Below are 18,959 nucleotides of genomic sequence, written 5' to 3' on the forward strand. Positions count from 1 at the left end.
AGCAGGTTTTCCGGCTTTTCGAGGAAACGGTGTATAATTAGCGTGAACCTGGAGGGTTTTCCTGGGCCGCAATCCAGTTTTCGACCTTTTGCAGCTGCCCCTTTGTCGTTTCTGTCGGGCGAATGGCATAGCGTTCCGTCAGCAATGCGCGCTCCAGCTTGCGACGGCCAGAGCGTTCGGCTGCAATGATCAATGTCTGCGCCAGCACATCGCGCTGGGCATGACTCCCGCCGATGCGAACCGCTTGGTAGCGGACTGGCAACAACAGATCGACGGCTTGCGCATAGTCGCCGGTCGCAAAGGCCAGGATGCCATCGATGATGCGCCGCCCAACTTCCCTTGTGATACGGTGATTGTCACCCATTCCATCTCTTTCGTAGCGATCCAAGGCGGCGCGCAGGCGGGCGATATGGTCGGGATCCTTGCTTCTGGATACACAAAAAGCCAGATGCAAATCGTTGAAGGCCAGGACATGGTCGTCGACATGCAGCATCCATTGGCTGGTCAAAACCTCCCAACGGTCCCCGACCGAGCCGCCTGCAAGTTCCACACGCCACAACATGGACGCGGCATCCACCAGATCAAGGAGCGCGTCGCCTGCAATTTTCGTCGCTATATAGGTGTCATAGGCCGCCAGAACCTCATCAATCCGGCCTTGCTCAAGAAGATATAGCCCCAGATGCCATCCATTGTGGACGGCCAGCGCATGGGCCTTTCCCCAATGGGGCTGGGATTCCTCCAGGAATACAATTCCTTCTTCCTGTCGACATTGCGTCTCAAGCACATGGGCTATGGCATGGACAGCCCAGCCATCCTCTGGATTGATCTCGATCGCACGGCGGCCAAATGCTTCGGCCTTTGCCAAGTCTCCGGTCTCTTCCAGTCCGAATGCATATTGGCCAAGGACAAAGCCATAGGCGGGGTCCGATGAACTCCACTGGGGCAGCACCCGGGCGATTGAATCGCGGATGGATTGGGACTCCCCCAGATAAAAATACATGTCATGGGCAAAACGCAGTGCCAGCGCATCGCGCGGATGGTCAATCAGAATCTCTTCCCAAATGGCAGCCGCACCATACATTTCCCCAACAGACATCGCCCGGGCTGCGGCCAAGTGCATGCGCTCGCGCGGTGTGCCTTCAGCAACCGTGCGGTCTGCGGCGACCATGGCTTCGGTCACGGCTGTATTGTCTCCTGTGAAACCCGACAACATCAGCAGGGACGCCGTCGCACTGTGACCGAGCGAGAAGGCAGGATCAGCATGCGCGGCACTCTGAAGCACCGCAACAGGATCGCCTTTCCACGCATAATATTCGGTTATGGCCTGATTCAGTGCATCAACGCTTGCAGCTGCCCCGGTGACCGACAAACCTTGTGCATCTGTGATCATTTTCAATCCCTTTTGAAATCGACCTTTTGATGGAAGCTCGCGTCAGGTTAAGTGTGAAAAATCGTGACCGGAAGACCCAGATTTCTAAATTGTATGGGACCAGTTTTCCCCAGCGACACACTTCCAGGACGCCTTGCCTCAGGAGAGATCGACATCGCGGTCATGATGGATCAAGGAAAGTCGCCCCCCATGCAGCTTCCCCTGAAAACCGTCAGGCTTGCAGTCCTTCTGGCCGTTGAACGCACGGGCGTATGCCCCGGACCTCGGAAAGGACCGCACCGCAACCGAGACCCCTTCCCTCCCGCCCCTTTACCGTGCGATCCTCCTTGATCCGTTTCCCCAAGCATGCCCCCAAGGGCACCACCCCAATGCCGCCCAAGCGGCCCGAGACCAATGACCCCAGATTCCCAACGCGACGTCTACGCCTTCCTCTCCACCGGCAAGGCCCATGGCCACCCCGGAAAGCGGGTCGAGCAAATCCACACCCATGTCTCCGCCCTCTTCCTGTGCGGCGACCGTGTCCTCAAGTTGAAGCGGGCGGTCGCCCTGCCCTATCTGGATCACACGACCCTGGCCGCCCGGAAAGCCTGCTGCGCGCGCGAGGTCGAGATCAACGGCCCCACCGCGCCGGGCCTGTATCTGGGCGTGCTTCCCATCACCAGAGAGGCCGACGGATCCCTGGCCGTGGATGGTAAGGGCGAGCCCGTGGACTACGCCGTCGCCATGCGTCGTTTCAAGCAGGGGTCCCTATTCGACCGTATGCTCTCCCGGGGACAGCTCGACCGCCATCAGATGTGCGACTTGGCCGAATCCGTGATGGCCAGTCACAACAGCGCCCCGGTTATCGAGGGGGACGATGGACGGAATTTCGTAGCCATCGTCGACAACTCCCTCGCCTCCCTGGCCGAAAACGCCGACATCCTGGGGCGTGAGCAGGCCGACGCCGTGGAGCAGGCCATTCGCACAGCGCTGGAGCAGGCCAAACCGGCCCTCGCCAAACGGGCCGCAGAGGGCAAGGTCAGGCGCTGCCATGGCGACCTGCATTTACGCAATATCCTTTTGTGGGACGGCAAGCCCACCCTGTTCGACGCCATCGATTTCAACGACCTGTTCGTGACCATCGACGTCCTCTACGATCTGGCCTTCCTGTTGATGGATCTGGACTACCGGGGGCAACGGCGTCTCGCGGCCATCACCTTCAACCATTACATGGAATACGCCGGGGACACCCAGGGCCTGTCCGTCCTCCCCCTTTTCCTGGCCATGCGGGCGATGATCCGCGCCTTCGTCCATGCCACCGCCGCAAGTGGACAAAGCGACCCTTCGGACGCCGCCCGGGAGATCGAGGAGGGCAAAGCCTATCTGGCCCTCAGCCTCGCGTACCTGTCCCCGCCCGCACCGCGCATGGCTGCGGTGGGCGGACTGTCGGGCAGCGGAAAATCCCGCCTCGCCCGGGAACTGGCCTGCCATTTCGGTGCCGCGCCCGGCGCCCTGGTTCTGCGCACCGACGTTCTGCGCAAGCGCATCATGGGGAAGCAGCCCTATGAAAAGCTGGGACCCGAGGGCTATACGCCGGAAATCCATGCCAAGGTCTATGCGACCCTGAAAGACGAGGCCAAGGCCGCATTGGCCGCCGGTCATTCGGTCATCCTTGATGGGGTCCACGCCCGCCAGCAGGAACGGGAACAGGCCGAAGCCCTGGCCGCCGAGGCCGGCGTCCCCTTCACGGGACTCTGGGTCCATACCCCGGTCGAGGTGGCCATGAAGCGGATTGAAACCCGGGTCCGCAATCCCTCCGACGTGACCTTGGAAATCCGGGCCGAGCAGGAGAATTTCGACCTGGGCGCGGTCACCTGGCACCGGGTCGACTCCTCCGGTCCCAAGAAGGAAACCTTGGTTCAAGGCCTCGCCGCTCTCGGTCTGGCAAACACCTGAACACCGGGTAACCGGGGCTTTTCATAGCTGGAAATGAAAAGCGATAAAAAGTCCGCGATTCCAGTTTATCCCGAAGGCAACAAGGGGCATAATTCCTTTTATAAAAGGTGGTTATCCCGGGAGGCGGCGACTGACCCTCCCGGGTTAAGCGGGAAACCGGCACCTCCCTTTTCCGCCCGCCACCCTGCCCTTTGTCCCCCCAAGGAGGATCCGCCATGTCCGGAATCAAGACCATACTCTCCGTTATTGGCGACGAGACCACGGGGGAGTCCCCACTGCGCATTGCCCTGACCATCTCCAAGGTCCACGGCTGCCATGTCGAGGGCTTCCATGTGATGATCGACGCCGCTGCCGCTGTTCCCTACGTCGGCGAGGCCATGGCCGGTGCCCTGGTCGAGGACATGGTCGAAGCGGCGGAAAAAGATGCAAGAGACCGCGCTGACAAGGCCAAGGCCCTGTTCGACAAGGTTACCGCCGACATGTCCGTTGCCCAAGGCGGTACCCCGCCGGGGGATGGCTCGGCCACAGCCACCTGGAATGAGACCACCGGTCCGGAACCCGAACAGGTGGCCTTGCGTGGGCGTGTGGCAGACCTTTTGGTCCTCGGCCGCCCCGGCCCCAACGGCGAGCCCCCGTCGCTGCTGACCCTGAATGCCGCGCTGCTGGAAAGCGGCCGTCCTGTCCTGGTCGCACCGCCGCAGGTGTCCCCGACCGTGGGCAGCCGTGTGGCCATTGCCTGGAATGGCAGCGCCGAAGCCGCCCGTGCGGTCCTGGGGGCCATGCCTTTCCTGATCGCAGCAGAAAAAGTCACGGTGCTGATCGCCGAAGCCGACGACAACGATGACGCCGCCGACGCCACCGCCCATGAGTTGGAAACCCACTTGGCTTGGCACGGTGTGAAAGCAGATGTAGAGGTTCTACGCGCCGGACCGGGCACTAAGGCCGGAGAAGCCATCATCCGGGCCTGTGGGTCCATGAACGCCGACCTCCTGGTGATGGGGGCCTATACCCACTCCCGCCTGCGCCAGCTCATCCTGGGCGGTGTGACCCGGCACATCCTGTCCAACGCCGAGTTCCCGGTGCTGCTGTCCCATTAGGTCGGCATCCGATCACGGATTATGAGAAGGGGCCGGTCGCGGGGATATCGTGACCGGCCTTTATCTGTATGCCTACTCGCTTGGATCCTTTTGGCCCAGATCAGTGGCAACACGCCCCTCCCCCGCCTGATAGTGGTACTGGATAGCAACCATCAGTCCCTTCACGGGGCGCAGGGGAAGCACGCTGGTCAACAGGATCAGGGGCAGGGTCGTTACCAAATGCACCCAATAGGGGGCCTGATAGGCCAGTTCGAGCCAGAGGGCAAAACCCACAGCCAAAAAGCACGCGAGAAGCATGACAACAAAAGCCGGACCATCCGCTGTATCACTGGCGAAGGAATAGTCGAGGCCACAGTGGTCGCAAGACGGACGGAGTGTCAGGAACCCCGTGAACACCCGCCCTTCGCCACAACGGGGACAACGCCCCCGTAGCCCCGCCCGAAACGGGGAAATGACCTCACTCATGCTTACAGTCCCTTGGTGCTAGAGTGCCTTCGAGATCAAGTTGGGCCATTTCTTGGCCCAACTTGGCCTCGAAGGCACTCTAAAAGCTATAGAATGAGAGTGAAATGGGGCCAGCTTGTTCCAAGCTGATCCCATTTCACTCTAGAGAATCAGAGACGCCAACAACAACCCCACGCCCACCGATACCCAGGTGCAAATCAAACCGGGCAACATAAAACTGTGGTTCAGAAGGTATTTGCCAATCCGTGTCGTCCCCGTCCGATCAAAGTTCACCGTCGCCAGATCACTCGGATAATTGGGGATGAAGTAATAGGCATAGATTGACGGATAAATCCCGATCAGCGTGGCCGGAGCCACCCCAAGCTGAAACGCCAGGGGCCCGAGCATCCGCGCCGTGGCGGCCTGACTGTTGACGATGATGGAGACCAGGAAAAAGGCAAAGGCGAACAGCCACTGATATTGAGTGACCATCTCTTCAATGGCGGGCTTGATGATCTCCAGGTTATTCGTGACGAAGGTATCGGCCAGCCAGGCAATACCGAAAATGGCGACGACAGCGGACATGCCCGCCTTGAACACTGGACCGGCCACCATCGCTTTGGCGTCGACCTGACACAGCAGAACAATCGCCGCAGCGGTACTCAACAGGGACATCTGAATAATCGAGCCCATGCCGACGACTTTGCCGGTTGCGGCATCGGCCACGGGCCGGGCCTCGGGGACCATGCCCAAGAACACGATGCATAGCAGCCCCAGGAAAAAGATCCCCACAGACCGCTTCGCCGCAGCGGGCAGTTCCCGCCCCAACAGGGACGCATCATGGCCTTCGATTTCCGCCCTCAGCTTGGGATCAGCCATGCGCCGCAGGTATTCCGGATCCTTGTCCAGGTCCTTGCCCACAAAGGTCTGCAGGGTTGCCGCCGCCAGCAGGCCGCAGAGGGTCGAAAGAACCGTCACCGTCAGAATATCGCCCAGGGTATAGGGGATCCCCCGATCCTCGAAGGACGTCACCAACCAGGCAATCGCTGCGGACAGAGGGCTGGCCGTGATCCCCAATTGGGAGGCAACGGAGGATGCAGCCAAGGGCCGCTCCGGCCGGATGCCCGTCTTCCGGGCCACATCGGCGATGATCGGTTGAATCACATAAACCGTATGTCCCGTCCCCACCGACAGCGTCATGCCATAGGTGACCAGGGGCCCCAGGAAGGTCACCGCCTTGGGATAGCGCCGCAGCAACCGTTCCGACAACTGCACCAACCATTCCATCCCCCGGGCCGCTTCCAGGGCCGACGCGGCCGAGACGGCAGCCAGAATGATCAACATCACCGAAATCGGTGCGCTTCCCGGGGACAACCCGAAACCAAAACACAGGACGGCCACCCCCAGCCCTCCAGTGATGCCCATCCCCAGACCACCGATCCGCGCGCCCAGATACAGCGCAAGAAGCGTAATCGCCAATTCAATCCAAATCATGACCTTCCCCCGTCACATCGTCATCGAACGGCCCCAGCAACCGGGCCGCGCATGCAACCCTATCCCATTCGATGGGTCCAAAGCCATGATACTCCGATGATCAACGAAGCAAGGTGACATCGACTTCGCCCTTAGATCACGACGAAATCAGGTCTATCCGACCTGATTTCGTCGTGATCTCAATCATATGGTTGGAGCGGAATGAGGACGGAAAACCGGTACCCACTTTTCCTCATACCGCTCTAGACGAACTTGCGGAACAGCTTCGTCTGGTCAAACAGGTCCTCCAGGTCCTTCATCCGATCGCGGGTTTCGCTCCACCTGGCGTTCTGGACGGCGGCGATCAACGCTTCCAACAGGAACAGCGTGACCGCCGAGCTGTCCCAGGCCGAGGGCGCCTCGATGCGGGCATGAAAGGCATGTTTGGCATATTTTGCCGCCGGAGAGCCCCACTGGTCGGTGAACAAGACCACATCCACCCCCCGTCCCGTGGCCATCTCCGCCAGCCGGATAATGTCATGTTCGTAGCGCCGCACGTCGAAGGCCACCAGGACATCACCGGGCTTCATGTTCAACACGTAATGGGGCCAGGTATTGGAATTGGGCGCCACCAGGGTTACACCGCCCCGGATCACCTGCATATGCGTATAGAAATAATCCGCCAGGGAGCGGGAAATGCGCCCCCCCACCGCATGGATAGCGCGGTCGGGGTCGGTGAGCATGCGCGCCACGGAATCGAAGGTCTCGGTGCCGATGTTGCGCAGGGATTGGCGCATATTCTCCATCACCACATCGGCAAAGCGGTTCAGGATGTGTGTATCCGGCGCGTTTTCCGCCCAGCGGTCATGCTTGGAAATGGGGCTGGAAATGGTCGCCTCCAGCTCTCCCCTCAGGGCTCCTTGCAGATCAGGAAAGCCCGCGAAGCCCAACTTCCTGGCCATGCGCGCCACCGTCGGAGTCGACACACCCGAGGCCTCCGCCACCACCGTGATACTGCCCAGGCCCGACACCGGATAATTCTCCAGGATCGTATTGGCCAACTGCCGCTCGGCCCGGGTCAGGTCGTCAAACCGCGCGCGAATCCGCTCGGCCACAGTCTGGCCTTCCACCTCAGCCATTCAGCCCTCCCCGATACCAATGTTTCATTTCCAAGGCCCTTGGATCCCTCGGCAAACAAGCGATCCCCCATCCCATGCGGACCGACCGTCACCGGGTCCCAACGCAGGCCCCGGAGTTTTTCGCCTTCAACCAAGCGGATCACTCTGAAAAGGATGCGCCAAAAATTCCCGCTGTGAAGAAATATTTTCAAAATGGGTTTGCGCCGCTCCAATTTTGTGAAAAGCTGATACTCGATTTTTACGGATCGACACTCGGGAAACCGGGCTGAGGGGATGGGGCGCATGGCCTTGGTGGCAGGACAACGGATGGAGCGGGACCGGACTTCGGGGGCGGTGGAGATCGTCAATCCCCTGGGGCGCTCCCCCATCCTTTTGGTCTGCGAACATGCCTCCAACCACATCCCGCCCGAGTTCGGATCCCTCGGGTTAGCCGACGACGCCCTGACCAGCCATATCGCCTGGGACCCCGGCGCCCGGGACTTGGCCGTGACCCTCTCTGAAATCCTGGATGCAACCCTTGTCGCCGCCCGGGTCTCCCGCTTGGTGTACGATGTGAACCGGCCGCCGGAGTCGGACTCGGCCATGCCCGCTGTCAGCGAAGCCTGGCACATCCCCGGCAATGCCACTCTGGGCCCCACCGAACGGGCGGAGCGGGTCGAGCGGGTCTACCGGCCCTTCCAGACCTGCTTGCAAGAGACCTTGGATCACCGGGCCCGGGACGGGCGGCCCGTGGTCCTGGTCACCATCCACTCCTTCACCCCTGTATACAACGGAGTCCCCCGACAGGTTCAGGTCGGGGTGCTCCACGACAGCGACACCCGACTGGCCGATGGCTTCCTTGCGCATGGGGAAACCGGCGGCTTCGACGTCCGCCGCAATGAGCCCTATGCCCCTGTCGATGGCGTGACCCATACCCTGCGGGAACACGGCATCTCCCGGGGTCTGCTGAATATGATGATCGAAATCCGCAACGATTTGCTGACCACGCCGGGCGACCGGAGCACCATGGCCGCCTGGCTGGCCGAGGGACTGCGATCAGCCCTGTCCACCGTTACACCCGAACCCTGGGGAGGCGCCCATGCCTAGCGTCCTGATCGCCTATGTCCGGGTGGTCAATAAGATCAACCGGACCATCGGGCGGGTCGTCATGCTCGGGATCTTCGTGATGATGGGGATCCTGCTCTATGCCTCCTTCACCAAGACCTTCTTCATCCCCCCCCTCTGGTCCCTGGAAGTCTCCCAGTTCCTGATGGTCGGCTACTTCCTGCTGGGTGGGGCCTACTCCCTGCAAATGGGCGCCCATGTGCGGATGGATCTGGTCTATGGCAACTGGCGCCCCCATACGCGGACCTGGGTGGATGCCTTTACGGTCCTGTTCCTGATTTTCTACCTTGCCCTGCTGCTCTATGGCGCCATTTCCAGCACCACCTACGCCCTGGAATACGGCGAACGCAGCTATTCCGCCTGGCGTCCCTATATGGCGCCGATCAAGATCATCATGACCTTCGGCATCCTGATGACCCTGCTGCAATCCATCGCCATCCTGATCACCGACGTGGCCCGGCTGCGGGGGATCGAGATCCATGACGGCCTGACCGAGGAAGAGCGCGAACAATGAGTTACGAGATGATCGCCCTTCTCATGTTCGCCTCGCTGATGGTCATGATGCTGACCGGTCAGCGGGTCTTCGCCGCCATCGGCGTTGTCGGCGCGGCTGCGGCCCTGCTGCTCTGGGGCGATGGCGGGGTGGAACTGAGCTTCAGCGCTGCCATGAAGCTGATGAAATGGTACCCCCTGCTGACCCTGCCGCTGTTCGTTTTCATGGGCTACATGCTTTCGGAATCGGGCATCGCCGAAGACCTCTACAAGATGTTCCATGTGTGGATGGGGCCGCTGCACGGTGGTCTGGCCATCGGCACGATTATCCTGATGGTCGTGATCTCCGCCATGAATGGCCTGTCGGTGGCGGGTATGGCCATCGGGGCCTCCATCGCCCTGCCCGAACTGCTGCGTCGGGGCTATGACAAGATCATGGTTACCGGAGTGATTCAGGCAGGCAGTTCGCTTGGCATTCTGGTGCCCCCCTCGGTGGTTCTGGTGCTCTACGGCATGATCGCCCGCCAGCCCGTTGGACAACTCTGGCTCGCCGGGGTGTTCCCGGGCCTGCTGATGGCGGGGATGTTCATCCTCTATGTGGTCGTCCGGTGCAAGCTTCAGCCGGAATTGGGACCGGCCCTCTCCAAGGAAGAGCGGAATGTTCCCCTGGGCGAAAAATTGGCCCTGCTGAAGGCGGGTATCATCCCGCTCGCGATTTTCTTCTGCATGACCGGGCTGTTCCTGATGGGCATCACCAGTCTGGTGGAAAGCTCTGCAGTGGGCGCGCTTTCGGCCATGGTTGCAGCCCTGTTGAAGCGGAGGCTGACCAAGAAGGTCGTCGAAGACACCCTGCGCAAGACACTGGCCATTTCCTGCATGTTCATGTGGATCATCCTGGCCGCCCTCTGCTTCGGCGCAGTTTTCGACGGCCTGGGAGCGGTGAAATCCATCGAGGGGCTGTTCGTCGACGACCTGGGGCTGTCCCCCTGGGAGGTGCTGATCCTGATGCAGCTCTCCTATCTGATCATGGGAACCTTCCTGGACGACACGGCCATGCTGGTGATCGTCGCCCCCCTGTATATTCCGCTGGTCGGGGCCTTGGGCTTCGATCTGGTCTGGTATGGCGTGCTTTACACCATCACTTGCCAGATCGCTTATATGACTCCGCCCTTCGGCTACAACCTGTTCCTCATGCGGGCCATGGCGCCACCGGAAATCACCCTGGTGGATATCTACCGATCGATCATCCCCTTCGTTGTGGTGATGGTCGCCGCCCTGGCCCTTGTGACCTCATTCCCCGAAATTGCCCTGTGGCTGCCCCAGCATTTCTACGCAAAATAGATCCCCGGGTCGCCCCAGACGCACCTCTCCACCTTGAGGGGAGTACAGTACCGGACGCATTCCGGTCCGAGAATACCACTGACCGATTGTTCAACCAGGGAAGGGTTTCGTGATATGACCAACAGACGGGATTTTATCAAAAAGGCGGGCGTGGCCTCCGCCGTTGTGGGCGCCGCCTCGCTGTCCGCTCCGGCCATTGTCCGCGCCCAGGCGCCGATCAAATGGCGTTTGCAGACCTATGCCGGTGCCGCGCTTGGCGAATATGTCATTAAATCCTCCATCGACAAATTCAACGAAGTGGCCGACGGCCAGATGGAGATCGAGCTGTATTACGCCGACCAGCTCGTCCCCACCGGAGAGCTGTTCCGCGCCATGCAGAACGGTGTGATCGACGCCGTGCAATCCGACGATGACTCCATGGCTGCGCCGGTGGATGTGTCCGTCTTCGGTGGCTATTTCCCCTTCGGCACCCGCTACAGCCTGGACGTGCCCGTGCTGTTCGAACAGTACGGCCTGAAGGAAATCTGGCAGGAGGCCTATGGCGAGGTCGAGAACGTCACCTGGTTGTCCGCCGGATCCTGGGACCCCTGCCACTTCGCCACCAAGCAACCGATCAACACCCTGGACGACCTGAAGGGCAAGCGGGTTTACACCTTCCCCACCGCCGGTCGGTTCATGTCCCGCTTCGGCGTGGTGCCGGTGACCCTGCCCTACGAAGACGTACCGGTTGCCATCCAGACCGGTGAACTCGATGGCGTCTGCTGGTCGGGCATCACCGAGGATTACACCGTTGGCTGGGCTGACGTCTGCGACTACTTCCTGACCAACAATATCTCCGGCGCCTGGATCGGCTCCTACTTCGCCAATACCGAGAAGTGGAACGCCGTCCCCGCGCACCTGCAAACCCTCTTCAAGCTGTGCATGGACAGCAGCCATTACCATCGCCAATGGTGGTATTGGGGCGGCGAAGCCGACCTGCGTGTCAACGGCTCCAAACTGAAGCTGACGACCCTGCCCGATGCCGACTGGAAGAAGGTGGAAGACGCCGCCCACGAGTTCTGGGATGAAGTCGCCCAGGAATCCGAACGCAGCGCTAAAATTGTCAAAATTCTGCGCGACTACTCGGCGCTGATGCAAAAAGCTGGTCCTCCGTACCGCTACGGTTGATCTGCGATTTGATCACGAGGCTGGTCCCCCCGCTCCCCCTGCCTCCAAAGGAAGGGGACCAGTCCCGAGCCTGTCCGCCCGCCCCATCCGCCCCTTGCGTCGGGTGGGGCGGTGCTTGGTTACAGAGTAAAGCTCGAAGACCCGAGGCAACGACCTGAGGCAACCCATGGGAAGAACGCCATGCCAGGAAAATTGACGCTAGAGGACCTCCAGACCGCCGCGAGCACGGGCGACATCGACACCGTCCTTGTGGTCCTTGTCGACATGCAGGGCCGCCTGATGGGCAAGCGGTTCCATGTGGATTTCTTCCTGGACAGCGGGTGGAAGGAAACGCATTCCTGCAACTACCTGCTGGCCACCGACATGGAGATGGAAACCGTCGACGGCTACAAGGCCACCAGTTGGGAAAAGGGCTACGGCGACTACATCATGAAAGCCGACCTCGGCACCCTGCGGCGGATTCCCTGGCTGGAGGGGACCGCCCTGGTGCTCTGCGACGTGCTCGACCACCACACCCATGCCGACGTGCCCCATTCCCCCCGCGCCATCCTCAAAAAACAGGTCGCCCGCCTGGAAGCCATGGGCCTGAAGGCGATGATGGCCAGCGAGTTGGAGTTTTTCCTGTTCGAGGAAAGCTTCGAAGACCTGCGCCACATGGGTTACCGGGGCATGACCACGATCAGTGGCTATAACGAGGACTACCACATCTTCCAGACCAGCAAGGAAGAGGATGTGATGCGGGCCATCCGCAATGGCCTCAACGGCGCGGATATCCCTGTGGAGAACTCCAAGGGCGAGGCCAGCGCCGGTCAGGAGGAAATCAACGTCCGCTACGCCGATGCCCTGACCATGGCCGACCGCCATGTGCTGATCAAGAACGGCTGCAAGGAAATCGCCTGGTCCAAGGGTCGCGCCCTGTCCTTCATGGCCAAATGGTCCGACAAGGCGGCGGGCAATTCGTCCCACCTGCACCAGTCTCTCTGGAGCCTGGACGGAACTCCGCTGTTCTTCGATCCGGACCGCCCCCACGGCATGTCCAAGATGATGGAACATTTCCTGGCCGGACAATTGGCCCATGCCGAAGAGCTGACGGTGTTCCTCGCCCCCTATATCAACAGTTACAAGCGGTTCTCGGCGGGGACCTTCGCGCCGACCAAGGCTATCTGGTCCATGGACAACCGCACCGCCGGTTTCCGGGTCTGCGGCGCCGACAGCAAGGCTGTGCGCGTGGAATGCCGGATCGGCGGCGCCGACCTCAACCCCTATCTGGCCTCCGCAGCCCTGATCGCTGCGGGACTGGATGGAATCGAAAATGAACTGCCCCTCGAACCGGAGTTCAAGGGGGATGCCTACAAGGGTCAGGATGTCCGGGAGATCCCCGGTACCCTGCGCGCCGCAGCCGACCGCCTGGACGGGTCGAGCCTGATGCGTGCGGCCCTTGGCGACGACGTCGTGGACCACTATGTCCACGCCGCCCGGTGGGAACAGACAGAAATGGACCGCCGGGTCACAGATTGGGAAGTCATGCGCGGCTTTGAAAGGGCCTGACTGGAATGTCATCCGTATTGAAGTGTATCTCCCCCATTGACGGGTCCGTTTACGCGGAGCGTCCCGTTGCCACCGCGGACCTGGCCAGGGAGGCCATCGCCAAAGCCCGGACCGCCGGGAAACTCTGGGCCAAGCGCCCCCTATCCGAGCGCGTCGACCTGGTGCTCAAGGGCGTCGCCCGTCTGGGGGAGATGACCACCGAGGTCGTCCCCGAACTGGCCCATATGATGGGCCGTCCGACCCGCTACGGCGGCGAATTCGGCGGCGTCAACGAGCGCGCCAGCCACATGGCCAAGATCGCCGAAAGCGCACTCGCGCCCATGGTCTACGAGACCTCCGACAGCTTCGAACGGCGGATTGAGCGCGAACCCCATGGGGTGGTTTTCATCATCGCGCCCTGGAACTACCCCTACCTGACGGCCATCAACACCGTCGCCCCGGCCCTGATCGCGGGCAATGCGGTGGTCATCAAACATGCCACCCAAACCCTGCTGGTCGGTGAACGTATGGTGCGCGCCTTCACCGAGGCGGGCCTGCCCGAGGATCTGTTCACCAACCTGTTCCTCGACCATGCCACCACCGAGGCTCTGATTAAGGACCGGGCCTTCAACTTCATCAACTTCACCGGATCCGTCGGTGGCGGCGCGGCCATCGAGCGCGCGGCGGCGGGCACCTTCACCGGCCTCGGGCTGGAGTTGGGCGGCAAGGATCCCGGCTATGTGATGGAAGACGCCGACCTGGACGCCGCCGTGGCGACCCTGCTCGACGCAGCCATGTTCAACTCGGGCCAATGCTGTTGCGGGATCGAGCGCATCTATGTGGTTGACTCCCTCTACGATGCCTTCGTGGAAAAGGCCGTGGCCCTGGTGCAAGGCTACAAGCTTGGCAATCCGCTGGATCCGGAGACCACCCTGGGTCCCATGGCCAATGTGCGCTTCGCCAAGGAAGTCCGCGCCCAAACGGCCGAAGCGCTGGCCCAGGGCGCCAAGGCCCTGATCGACCCGGCCCTTTTCCCCGAGGATGACGGCGGCGCCTATCTGATGCCCCAGATCCTGGTGGACGTGACCCACGAGATGCGGGTCATGCGCGACGAAAGCTTCGGCCCCGTCGTCGGCATCATGCGCGTCTCCGGCGACGAGGAAGCGCTGGCTCTGATGAACGACTGCGCCTATGGCCTGACCGCCTCGCTTTGGACCAAGGACGCCACGCGTGCCGCGGCCCTGGGAGCCCAGATCGAGACCGGCACCGTGTTCATGAACCGGGCTGATTACCTGGATCCGGCCCTTTGCTGGACCGGTTGCAAGGACACGGGCCGAGGCGGTGGCCTGTCCGAGATCGGCTACCACAACCTGACCCGTCCCAAGTCCTACCATCTCAAAAAGGTGACGAAATGAGCCCGACCGCCAACTGGTCCTACCCCACCGCGATCCGCTTTGGCGCCGGACGCATCAAGGAACTCGCCGAGGCCTGCTCCGCCTGCGGGACCAAAAAGCCCCTGCTGATCACCGACAAGGGGTTGGCGAACCTGCCCATCACCACCGCGACCCTCGACCTGATGGAAGAGGCCGGTTTGGGCCGGGGTCTGTTCTCCGAGGTCGACCCCAACCCAACGGAGCATAACCTGGCCGCTGGCATCGCCGTCTATCAGGCTGGCGGCCACGATGGCGTGATCGCCTTCGGGGGCGGCTCTGGCCTGGATCTGGCCAAGTTGGTGGCCTTCATGGCCGGTCAGACTCGCCCGGTCTGGGATTTCGAGGATATCGGCGACTGGTGGACCCGGGCCGACGCCTCGGCCATTGCCCCGATCATCGCTGTGCCCACCACGGCGGGCACCGGATCGGAAGTGGGCCGCGCAGGCGTGCTGACCAACTCCGAAAGCCACGTGAAAAAAATCATCTTCCATCCGAAGATTCTTCCCTCCATCGTGATCTGCGATCCGGAGTTGACCGTCGGCATGCCGCCCGCCATCACGGCAGGCACAGGCATGGATGCCTTCATCCATTGCCTGGAGGCCTATAGCAGCCCCTTCTACCACCCCATGTCCCAGGGCATCGCCCTGGAGGGCATGCGGCTGGCCTATGAATTCCTGCCGAAAGCCTATAAGGACGGCGGGGACATCGAAGCCCGTGCCCATATGATGAGTGCCGCCGCCATGGGGGCGGTCGCCTTCCAAAAGGGTCTGGGCGGCATCCACGCCCTCTCCCACCCCGTTGGCGCCCTGTACAACACCCACCACGGCACCACCAACGCGGCAGCCATGGCCCCCGTGTTGCGCTTCAACCGCCCGGCGGTGGAGGACAAACTGGCCGCTGCGGGCGCCTACCTGGGTCTGTCCGGTGGCTTCGACGGCTTTGTGGAGGCCGTCTTGGCCCTGAGGGAATCCGTTGGCATTCCCTCAAACTTGAAGGCTCTGGGCGTTGGCATGGACAAGATCGACCAGATGGCAGAAATGGCCGCCGTCGACCCCTGCGCCGGAGGCAACCCCCTGGAGCTGACCCCAGCCACCGCCCGTGCCCTCTATGAGGAGCTGCTGGCTTAGAGTATTCCGAGATCAAGTTGGGTCGCTTCGCGACCCAACTTGATCTCGAAGAGACTCTAAAACTTATCGAATGAGAGGGAAACGGGGCCAGCTTGACTCAAGCTAATCCAGTTTCACTCTAGCTGTGTGTCTGAGCATTTTTTCTGGGGCTTTGCTGTCGGCATGGTCTGGAGGGGGGCAAGGGGCGCGGTGCCCCCCTCCAGACCATGCTGAGCTTCGTCATTCTCTTACAGTTATTGGCTCTTACAGTTGTAGGCCAGCGCGATGAGGGCCCATTTGCTTTTGACCTTCTCCAGGTCCAGGCAGCGGAGCCTGAAGGCACGGAAACCGAGAACCGATTTGATGATGCCAAAGACGGGTTCGACGGTCTGTTTGCGCAGCTTGTACATTTTTCGTCCCTCCGTCGTCTTCAGCTTCTCTTTCATCTCAATCCTCCAAGGCTCCTTGATCGCGCGCTCTGGCTTGTCCCTCTCGGGCGGTGGTCGAAAATCATAGGGCCGATGCGGTTGCGTGGCCGAAATCGCGACCAATGGGTCAATATCCTTAGCCTTCAAAGCCTCAATCGCCGTAATCGTCTCCACGAAAACCGGCTGATCACTCGGCGTCGTGGCCATGGCCACATTCGTCGCGACGATTAATACCAAGGCCCGGTCGTAGCGCAAGGACCGGATCTTCGACGCGTTGGCGTCACTCTTGGTCCCGTCGATCGACACCGTACCGAGCTTCAGGACCCCGGACTCCTTCGCCATCAAAAGGACCTCCAGGAACGCGGCCTCGAAGGCTGTCCTGTTCTCCCGCCGGAAGGTGGCGATTGTATCATGATCGGGGTGGCGGTCTGCGGCCACCAAACGCACACCAAGATCCCGATAGATCGCCCATTCCAGGCGACGCGAGGAGAAAAATCCGTTCGCAGAGCCGTAAATCAGAATCCCCAGCATCATCCGGGGATGATAGCGCGGCTGGCCAACGGCCCGATGGCTGATCTTGAAAGCATCCGAGCTCACCCGGTCCATAGCCGCGATCACGAAATGGGCCAAATCGTCCTCCGGGACCCAATCGCTCAGACTGGGCGGCAGCAGGAATAGTCGATTGCGGTTGATTTCTCATACTTTTGCAATGTTTGATAATATCGGAACGGGGGGAAATCCGACTGTCTGCTAGGGGGAAAGGGGATCAGCCTGAGTCAGGCTGGACCCGTTTCACTATCATTGTATAGATTTTAGAGTGCCTTCGAGTCCAAGTTGGGCCAAGAAGTGGCCCAACTTGGACTCGGAATACTCTAGAACCGCCCCCTCCTGCGAACAGAGGTGACATGCGCTTGACCATCACAAACCTGCTGGGACCGGTGATGCTGGTCTTCGCCCTGGCTGCGGTCGGATGGGCTCGCTTCGCGCCCCAAACCCATTTGGCTGCCGTTCCTTTGTGGCTTCTGAGCGAAGGGTTGGCCCCGGTACGCCTGTTGCCCCTCATCGGTCTGGGCGGAGCCTTGGCCCTTGTCGGCCTCCCTTGCCGTATTGGCAGCGGCCTGCTGCTCGTTGGCGGGCTCATTGCCGGAAGCCACAGCTCCTCCGCCCTTTTCCACGTTTTGGATGCACTCCCGGGTCGATCCGGGGGGTTCCCCTTGTTGGGCCCCCTCTCTCTTCTCGCAGCAGGTTTGGCGCTCCTCTCCCCAAGGGCGACCCGGCCTCTCTTGACCCTCCTCGCAGCGGCGGTATTGGGGGGCTCCATGGCCCTTGCCATCCAGTATTTGGCACCGGCGCGGGCCTTGGACTGGAGTGCATCCTTCGGCGGTCTCGCTGCGGTCTGGATTATCGCCGCTGTTGCTTTGACGGTCGCGGCCTTTCACCGGCCCTGGTTCGACATCGCCCTGCGTATCATCGGCAGTTGGTTGCTGGCGGCCGGCCTTCTCTACGGTGGGGCCTCATTGGTTCCCAAGCCCGAACAGCCCCCGCTCCCGCCAAACCTTCTCCCTGCTCCCATCCCCCCGGTCCGGGATATCCCATAAGGGACCGGTCTGCTCACGCCACTGGCAGAGCCATAAGCCCCCTACCAAGGCCGATGACGTGATCGATACCCCCCCATGGTACACGACAGGGGGTGTTTTCCCGTCACGGGGCTTTGCCCCGTCCCCCACTGGGGCCGAAAGGCCCCAGACCCCAGGCCAAAAAACACGAGCCACTGCCGTTTACCCCGAGCGATCCCGGACAGCGGTACAAACGACAGAGCGAACATCACCCTTTTCCAACAGATCTCCGATAGGCTATCCAAGTGACGGATTGAAACCTGTCATAAGGGGAGAGGAAGCCCCCCACAGGCCCCATCAAACGCATGAGCCATGTCCGCCCATCCTGACCGGGAGGGCGCCAGGGCCCTGGCCACAACGGACGAGACCATTCGATGCAAACTCCCACGCTCCTGATTGAATTGTTTGTTGCCATGGCAGCGATTGGAGCCTTTGCCGGGGTTCTTGCCGGCCTTCTCGGCGTGGGAGGTGGCATCGTTCTTGTTCCAGCGTTTTTCTTCGCCTTCCAGACCCTCGGCTACGACGGTCCCCAGGTAATGCAGGTCTGCCTCGCGACATCCCTCGCAACCATTATCGTGACTTCGGTGCGCTCCGTTCTCGCCCATCACCGCAAGGGAGCGGTGGATTGGGACGTGCTGAAGGGCTGGGCGCCGGGCATCGTCCTGGGTGCAATCCTGGGGGTCCTGGTGGCCTCCGCCCTGCGCTCCGCCACCCTGCAGATGGTGTTCGGATGCCTCGCGCTCGCCATCGGCCTATACATGCTCCTGGGCCGGGGCCATTGGCGCCTCGCCGAGGACATGCCCCGGGGTGTCCTCCGCCACCTGTATTCTCCGGTGATGGGGTTCCTGTCCGTTCTGATGGGGATTGGCGGCGGCAGCTTCGGCGTTCCATTCATGAGCCTGCATAACGTCCCGATCCACCGGGCCGTCGCCACCGCTGCGGGCTTTGGCGTCCTCATCGCCGTGCCCTCGGCGATCGGGTTCCTGTTCCTCCCGGTCGAGGCGGCCTCGCGCCCCCCCTATACGGTCGGAGCAATCAACCTACCGGCCTTCGCCGTGATCATCGCCATGACCCTGTTGACCGCGCCCCTTGGCGTCAAATTGGCCCATGCACTGGATCCGAAACCCCTCAAACGCGTATTCGGTGCCTTTCTGATCCTGGTTGCTCTCAATATGCTCCGCCGGGTCCTCTTGGGATAGAGGGCCCGGCTGGGATAGGGGGGCCCGGCTGGGACAGGGGGACCCGGTGTTTGGATAAGGTGGGGTCG

At 61.5% G+C, this 18,959-nt stretch carries 17 protein-coding genes; 12 read left to right on the top strand and 5 right to left on the bottom strand.

The annotated features are described in order from the left end of the window. Positions 1-37: 37 nt before the first annotated feature. A complete protein-coding gene (locus ACLIRY_RS11385) occupies positions 38-1,390 on the bottom strand; it encodes a tetratricopeptide repeat protein (RefSeq protein WP_413205508.1) in 1,353 nt (450 codons plus the stop codon). A 393-nt stretch (positions 1,391-1,783) separates the two neighbouring features. Between ACLIRY_RS11385 and ACLIRY_RS11390 the strand changes: the two genes are divergently transcribed. Both ACLIRY_RS11390 and ACLIRY_RS11395 read left to right on the top strand, forming a co-directional pair. Then, entirely contained in the window at positions 1,784-3,325 is a 1,542-nt protein-coding gene (locus ACLIRY_RS11390; RefSeq protein ID WP_413205509.1) for an AAA family ATPase, read from the top strand. A 215-nt stretch (positions 3,326-3,540) separates the two neighbouring features. Continuing rightward, on the top strand, positions 3,541-4,422 hold the full coding sequence (locus ACLIRY_RS11395) for a universal stress protein (protein WP_413205510.1): 882 nt from the start codon (positions 3,541-3,543) through the stop codon (positions 4,420-4,422). Positions 4,423-4,494: 72 nt separating this feature from the next. On the opposite strand, the gene ACLIRY_RS11400 is transcribed toward ACLIRY_RS11395, so the two are convergent. From ACLIRY_RS11400 to ACLIRY_RS11410, 3 genes are all read right to left on the bottom strand, one after another. Continuing rightward, a complete protein-coding gene (locus tag ACLIRY_RS11400; RefSeq protein ID WP_413205511.1) occupies positions 4,495-4,887 on the bottom strand; it encodes a DUF983 domain-containing protein in 393 nt (130 codons plus the stop codon). Between the two features lie 141 nt (positions 4,888-5,028). Continuing rightward, positions 5,029-6,360 (bottom strand): anaerobic C4-dicarboxylate transporter, encoded by a 1,332-nt coding sequence (locus ACLIRY_RS11405; RefSeq protein WP_413205512.1) that lies wholly within the window; start codon positions 6,358-6,360, stop codon positions 5,029-5,031. Between the two features lie 242 nt (positions 6,361-6,602). After that, positions 6,603-7,478, bottom strand: coding sequence for a MurR/RpiR family transcriptional regulator (locus ACLIRY_RS11410; RefSeq protein ID WP_413205513.1), 876 nt, complete (start codon positions 7,476-7,478; stop codon positions 6,603-6,605). Between the two features lie 74 nt (positions 7,479-7,552). Here ACLIRY_RS11410 and ACLIRY_RS11415 point away from each other — a divergent pair, with 74 nt between their 5' ends. From ACLIRY_RS11415 to ACLIRY_RS11450, 8 genes are all read left to right on the top strand, one after another. Continuing rightward, positions 7,553-7,747, top strand: a complete 195-nt coding sequence (locus tag ACLIRY_RS11415; RefSeq protein ID WP_413205514.1) for a hypothetical protein — start codon at positions 7,553-7,555, stop codon at positions 7,745-7,747. A gap of 13 nt (positions 7,748-7,760) precedes the next feature. Further along, a complete protein-coding gene (locus tag ACLIRY_RS11420) occupies positions 7,761-8,564 on the top strand; it encodes an N-formylglutamate amidohydrolase (RefSeq protein ID WP_413205515.1) in 804 nt (267 codons plus the stop codon). Continuing rightward, positions 8,557-9,096, top strand: a complete 540-nt coding sequence (locus ACLIRY_RS11425; RefSeq protein ID WP_413205516.1) for a TRAP transporter small permease subunit — start codon at positions 8,557-8,559, stop codon at positions 9,094-9,096. Before ACLIRY_RS11420 ends, ACLIRY_RS11425 begins: the two co-directional genes overlap by 8 nt. Then, positions 9,093-10,415: a TRAP transporter large permease gene (locus ACLIRY_RS11430; protein ID WP_413205517.1), complete on the top strand. Its 1,323-nt coding sequence runs from the start codon at positions 9,093-9,095 to the stop codon at positions 10,413-10,415. Before ACLIRY_RS11425 ends, ACLIRY_RS11430 begins: the two co-directional genes overlap by 4 nt. A 114-nt stretch (positions 10,416-10,529) precedes the next feature. After that, positions 10,530-11,582 (top strand): TRAP transporter substrate-binding protein, encoded by a 1,053-nt coding sequence (locus ACLIRY_RS11435; RefSeq protein WP_413205518.1) that lies wholly within the window; start codon positions 10,530-10,532, stop codon positions 11,580-11,582. 180 nt (positions 11,583-11,762) lie between these two features. Beyond that, a complete protein-coding gene (locus tag ACLIRY_RS11440) occupies positions 11,763-13,130 on the top strand; it encodes a glutamine synthetase family protein (protein WP_413205519.1) in 1,368 nt (455 codons plus the stop codon). A gap of 5 nt (positions 13,131-13,135) precedes the next feature. Next, entirely contained in the window at positions 13,136-14,524 is a 1,389-nt protein-coding gene (locus tag ACLIRY_RS11445; protein WP_413205520.1) for an aldehyde dehydrogenase family protein, read from the top strand. Then, positions 14,521-15,669 carry an iron-containing alcohol dehydrogenase gene (locus tag ACLIRY_RS11450; RefSeq protein ID WP_413205521.1) on the top strand — a complete coding sequence of 383 codons (1,149 nt, stop codon included), beginning with the start codon at positions 14,521-14,523 and terminating at the stop codon, positions 15,667-15,669. Before ACLIRY_RS11445 ends, ACLIRY_RS11450 begins: the two co-directional genes overlap by 4 nt. Positions 15,670-15,902: 233 nt before the next feature. On the opposite strand, the gene ACLIRY_RS11455 is transcribed toward ACLIRY_RS11450, so the two are convergent. Beyond that, entirely contained in the window at positions 15,903-16,769 is an 867-nt protein-coding gene (locus tag ACLIRY_RS11455; protein ID WP_413205769.1) for a transposase, read from the bottom strand. 212 nt (positions 16,770-16,981) lie between these two features. Between ACLIRY_RS11455 and ACLIRY_RS11460 the strand changes: the two genes are divergently transcribed. Together ACLIRY_RS11460 and ACLIRY_RS11465 are read left to right on the top strand one after the other, a co-directional pair. After that, entirely contained in the window at positions 16,982-17,674 is a 693-nt protein-coding gene (locus ACLIRY_RS11460) for a hypothetical protein (protein WP_413205522.1), read from the top strand. A 392-nt stretch (positions 17,675-18,066) separates the two neighbouring features. Next, positions 18,067-18,891: a sulfite exporter TauE/SafE family protein gene (locus ACLIRY_RS11465; protein WP_413205523.1), complete on the top strand. Its 825-nt coding sequence runs from the start codon at positions 18,067-18,069 to the stop codon at positions 18,889-18,891. Positions 18,892-18,959: the final 68 nt, after the last annotated feature.

It is taken from the genome of Rhodospirillum sp. A1_3_36 (assembly GCF_047263945.1).
GTDB lineage: Bacteria > Pseudomonadota > Alphaproteobacteria > Rhodospirillales > Rhodospirillaceae > Rhodospirillum.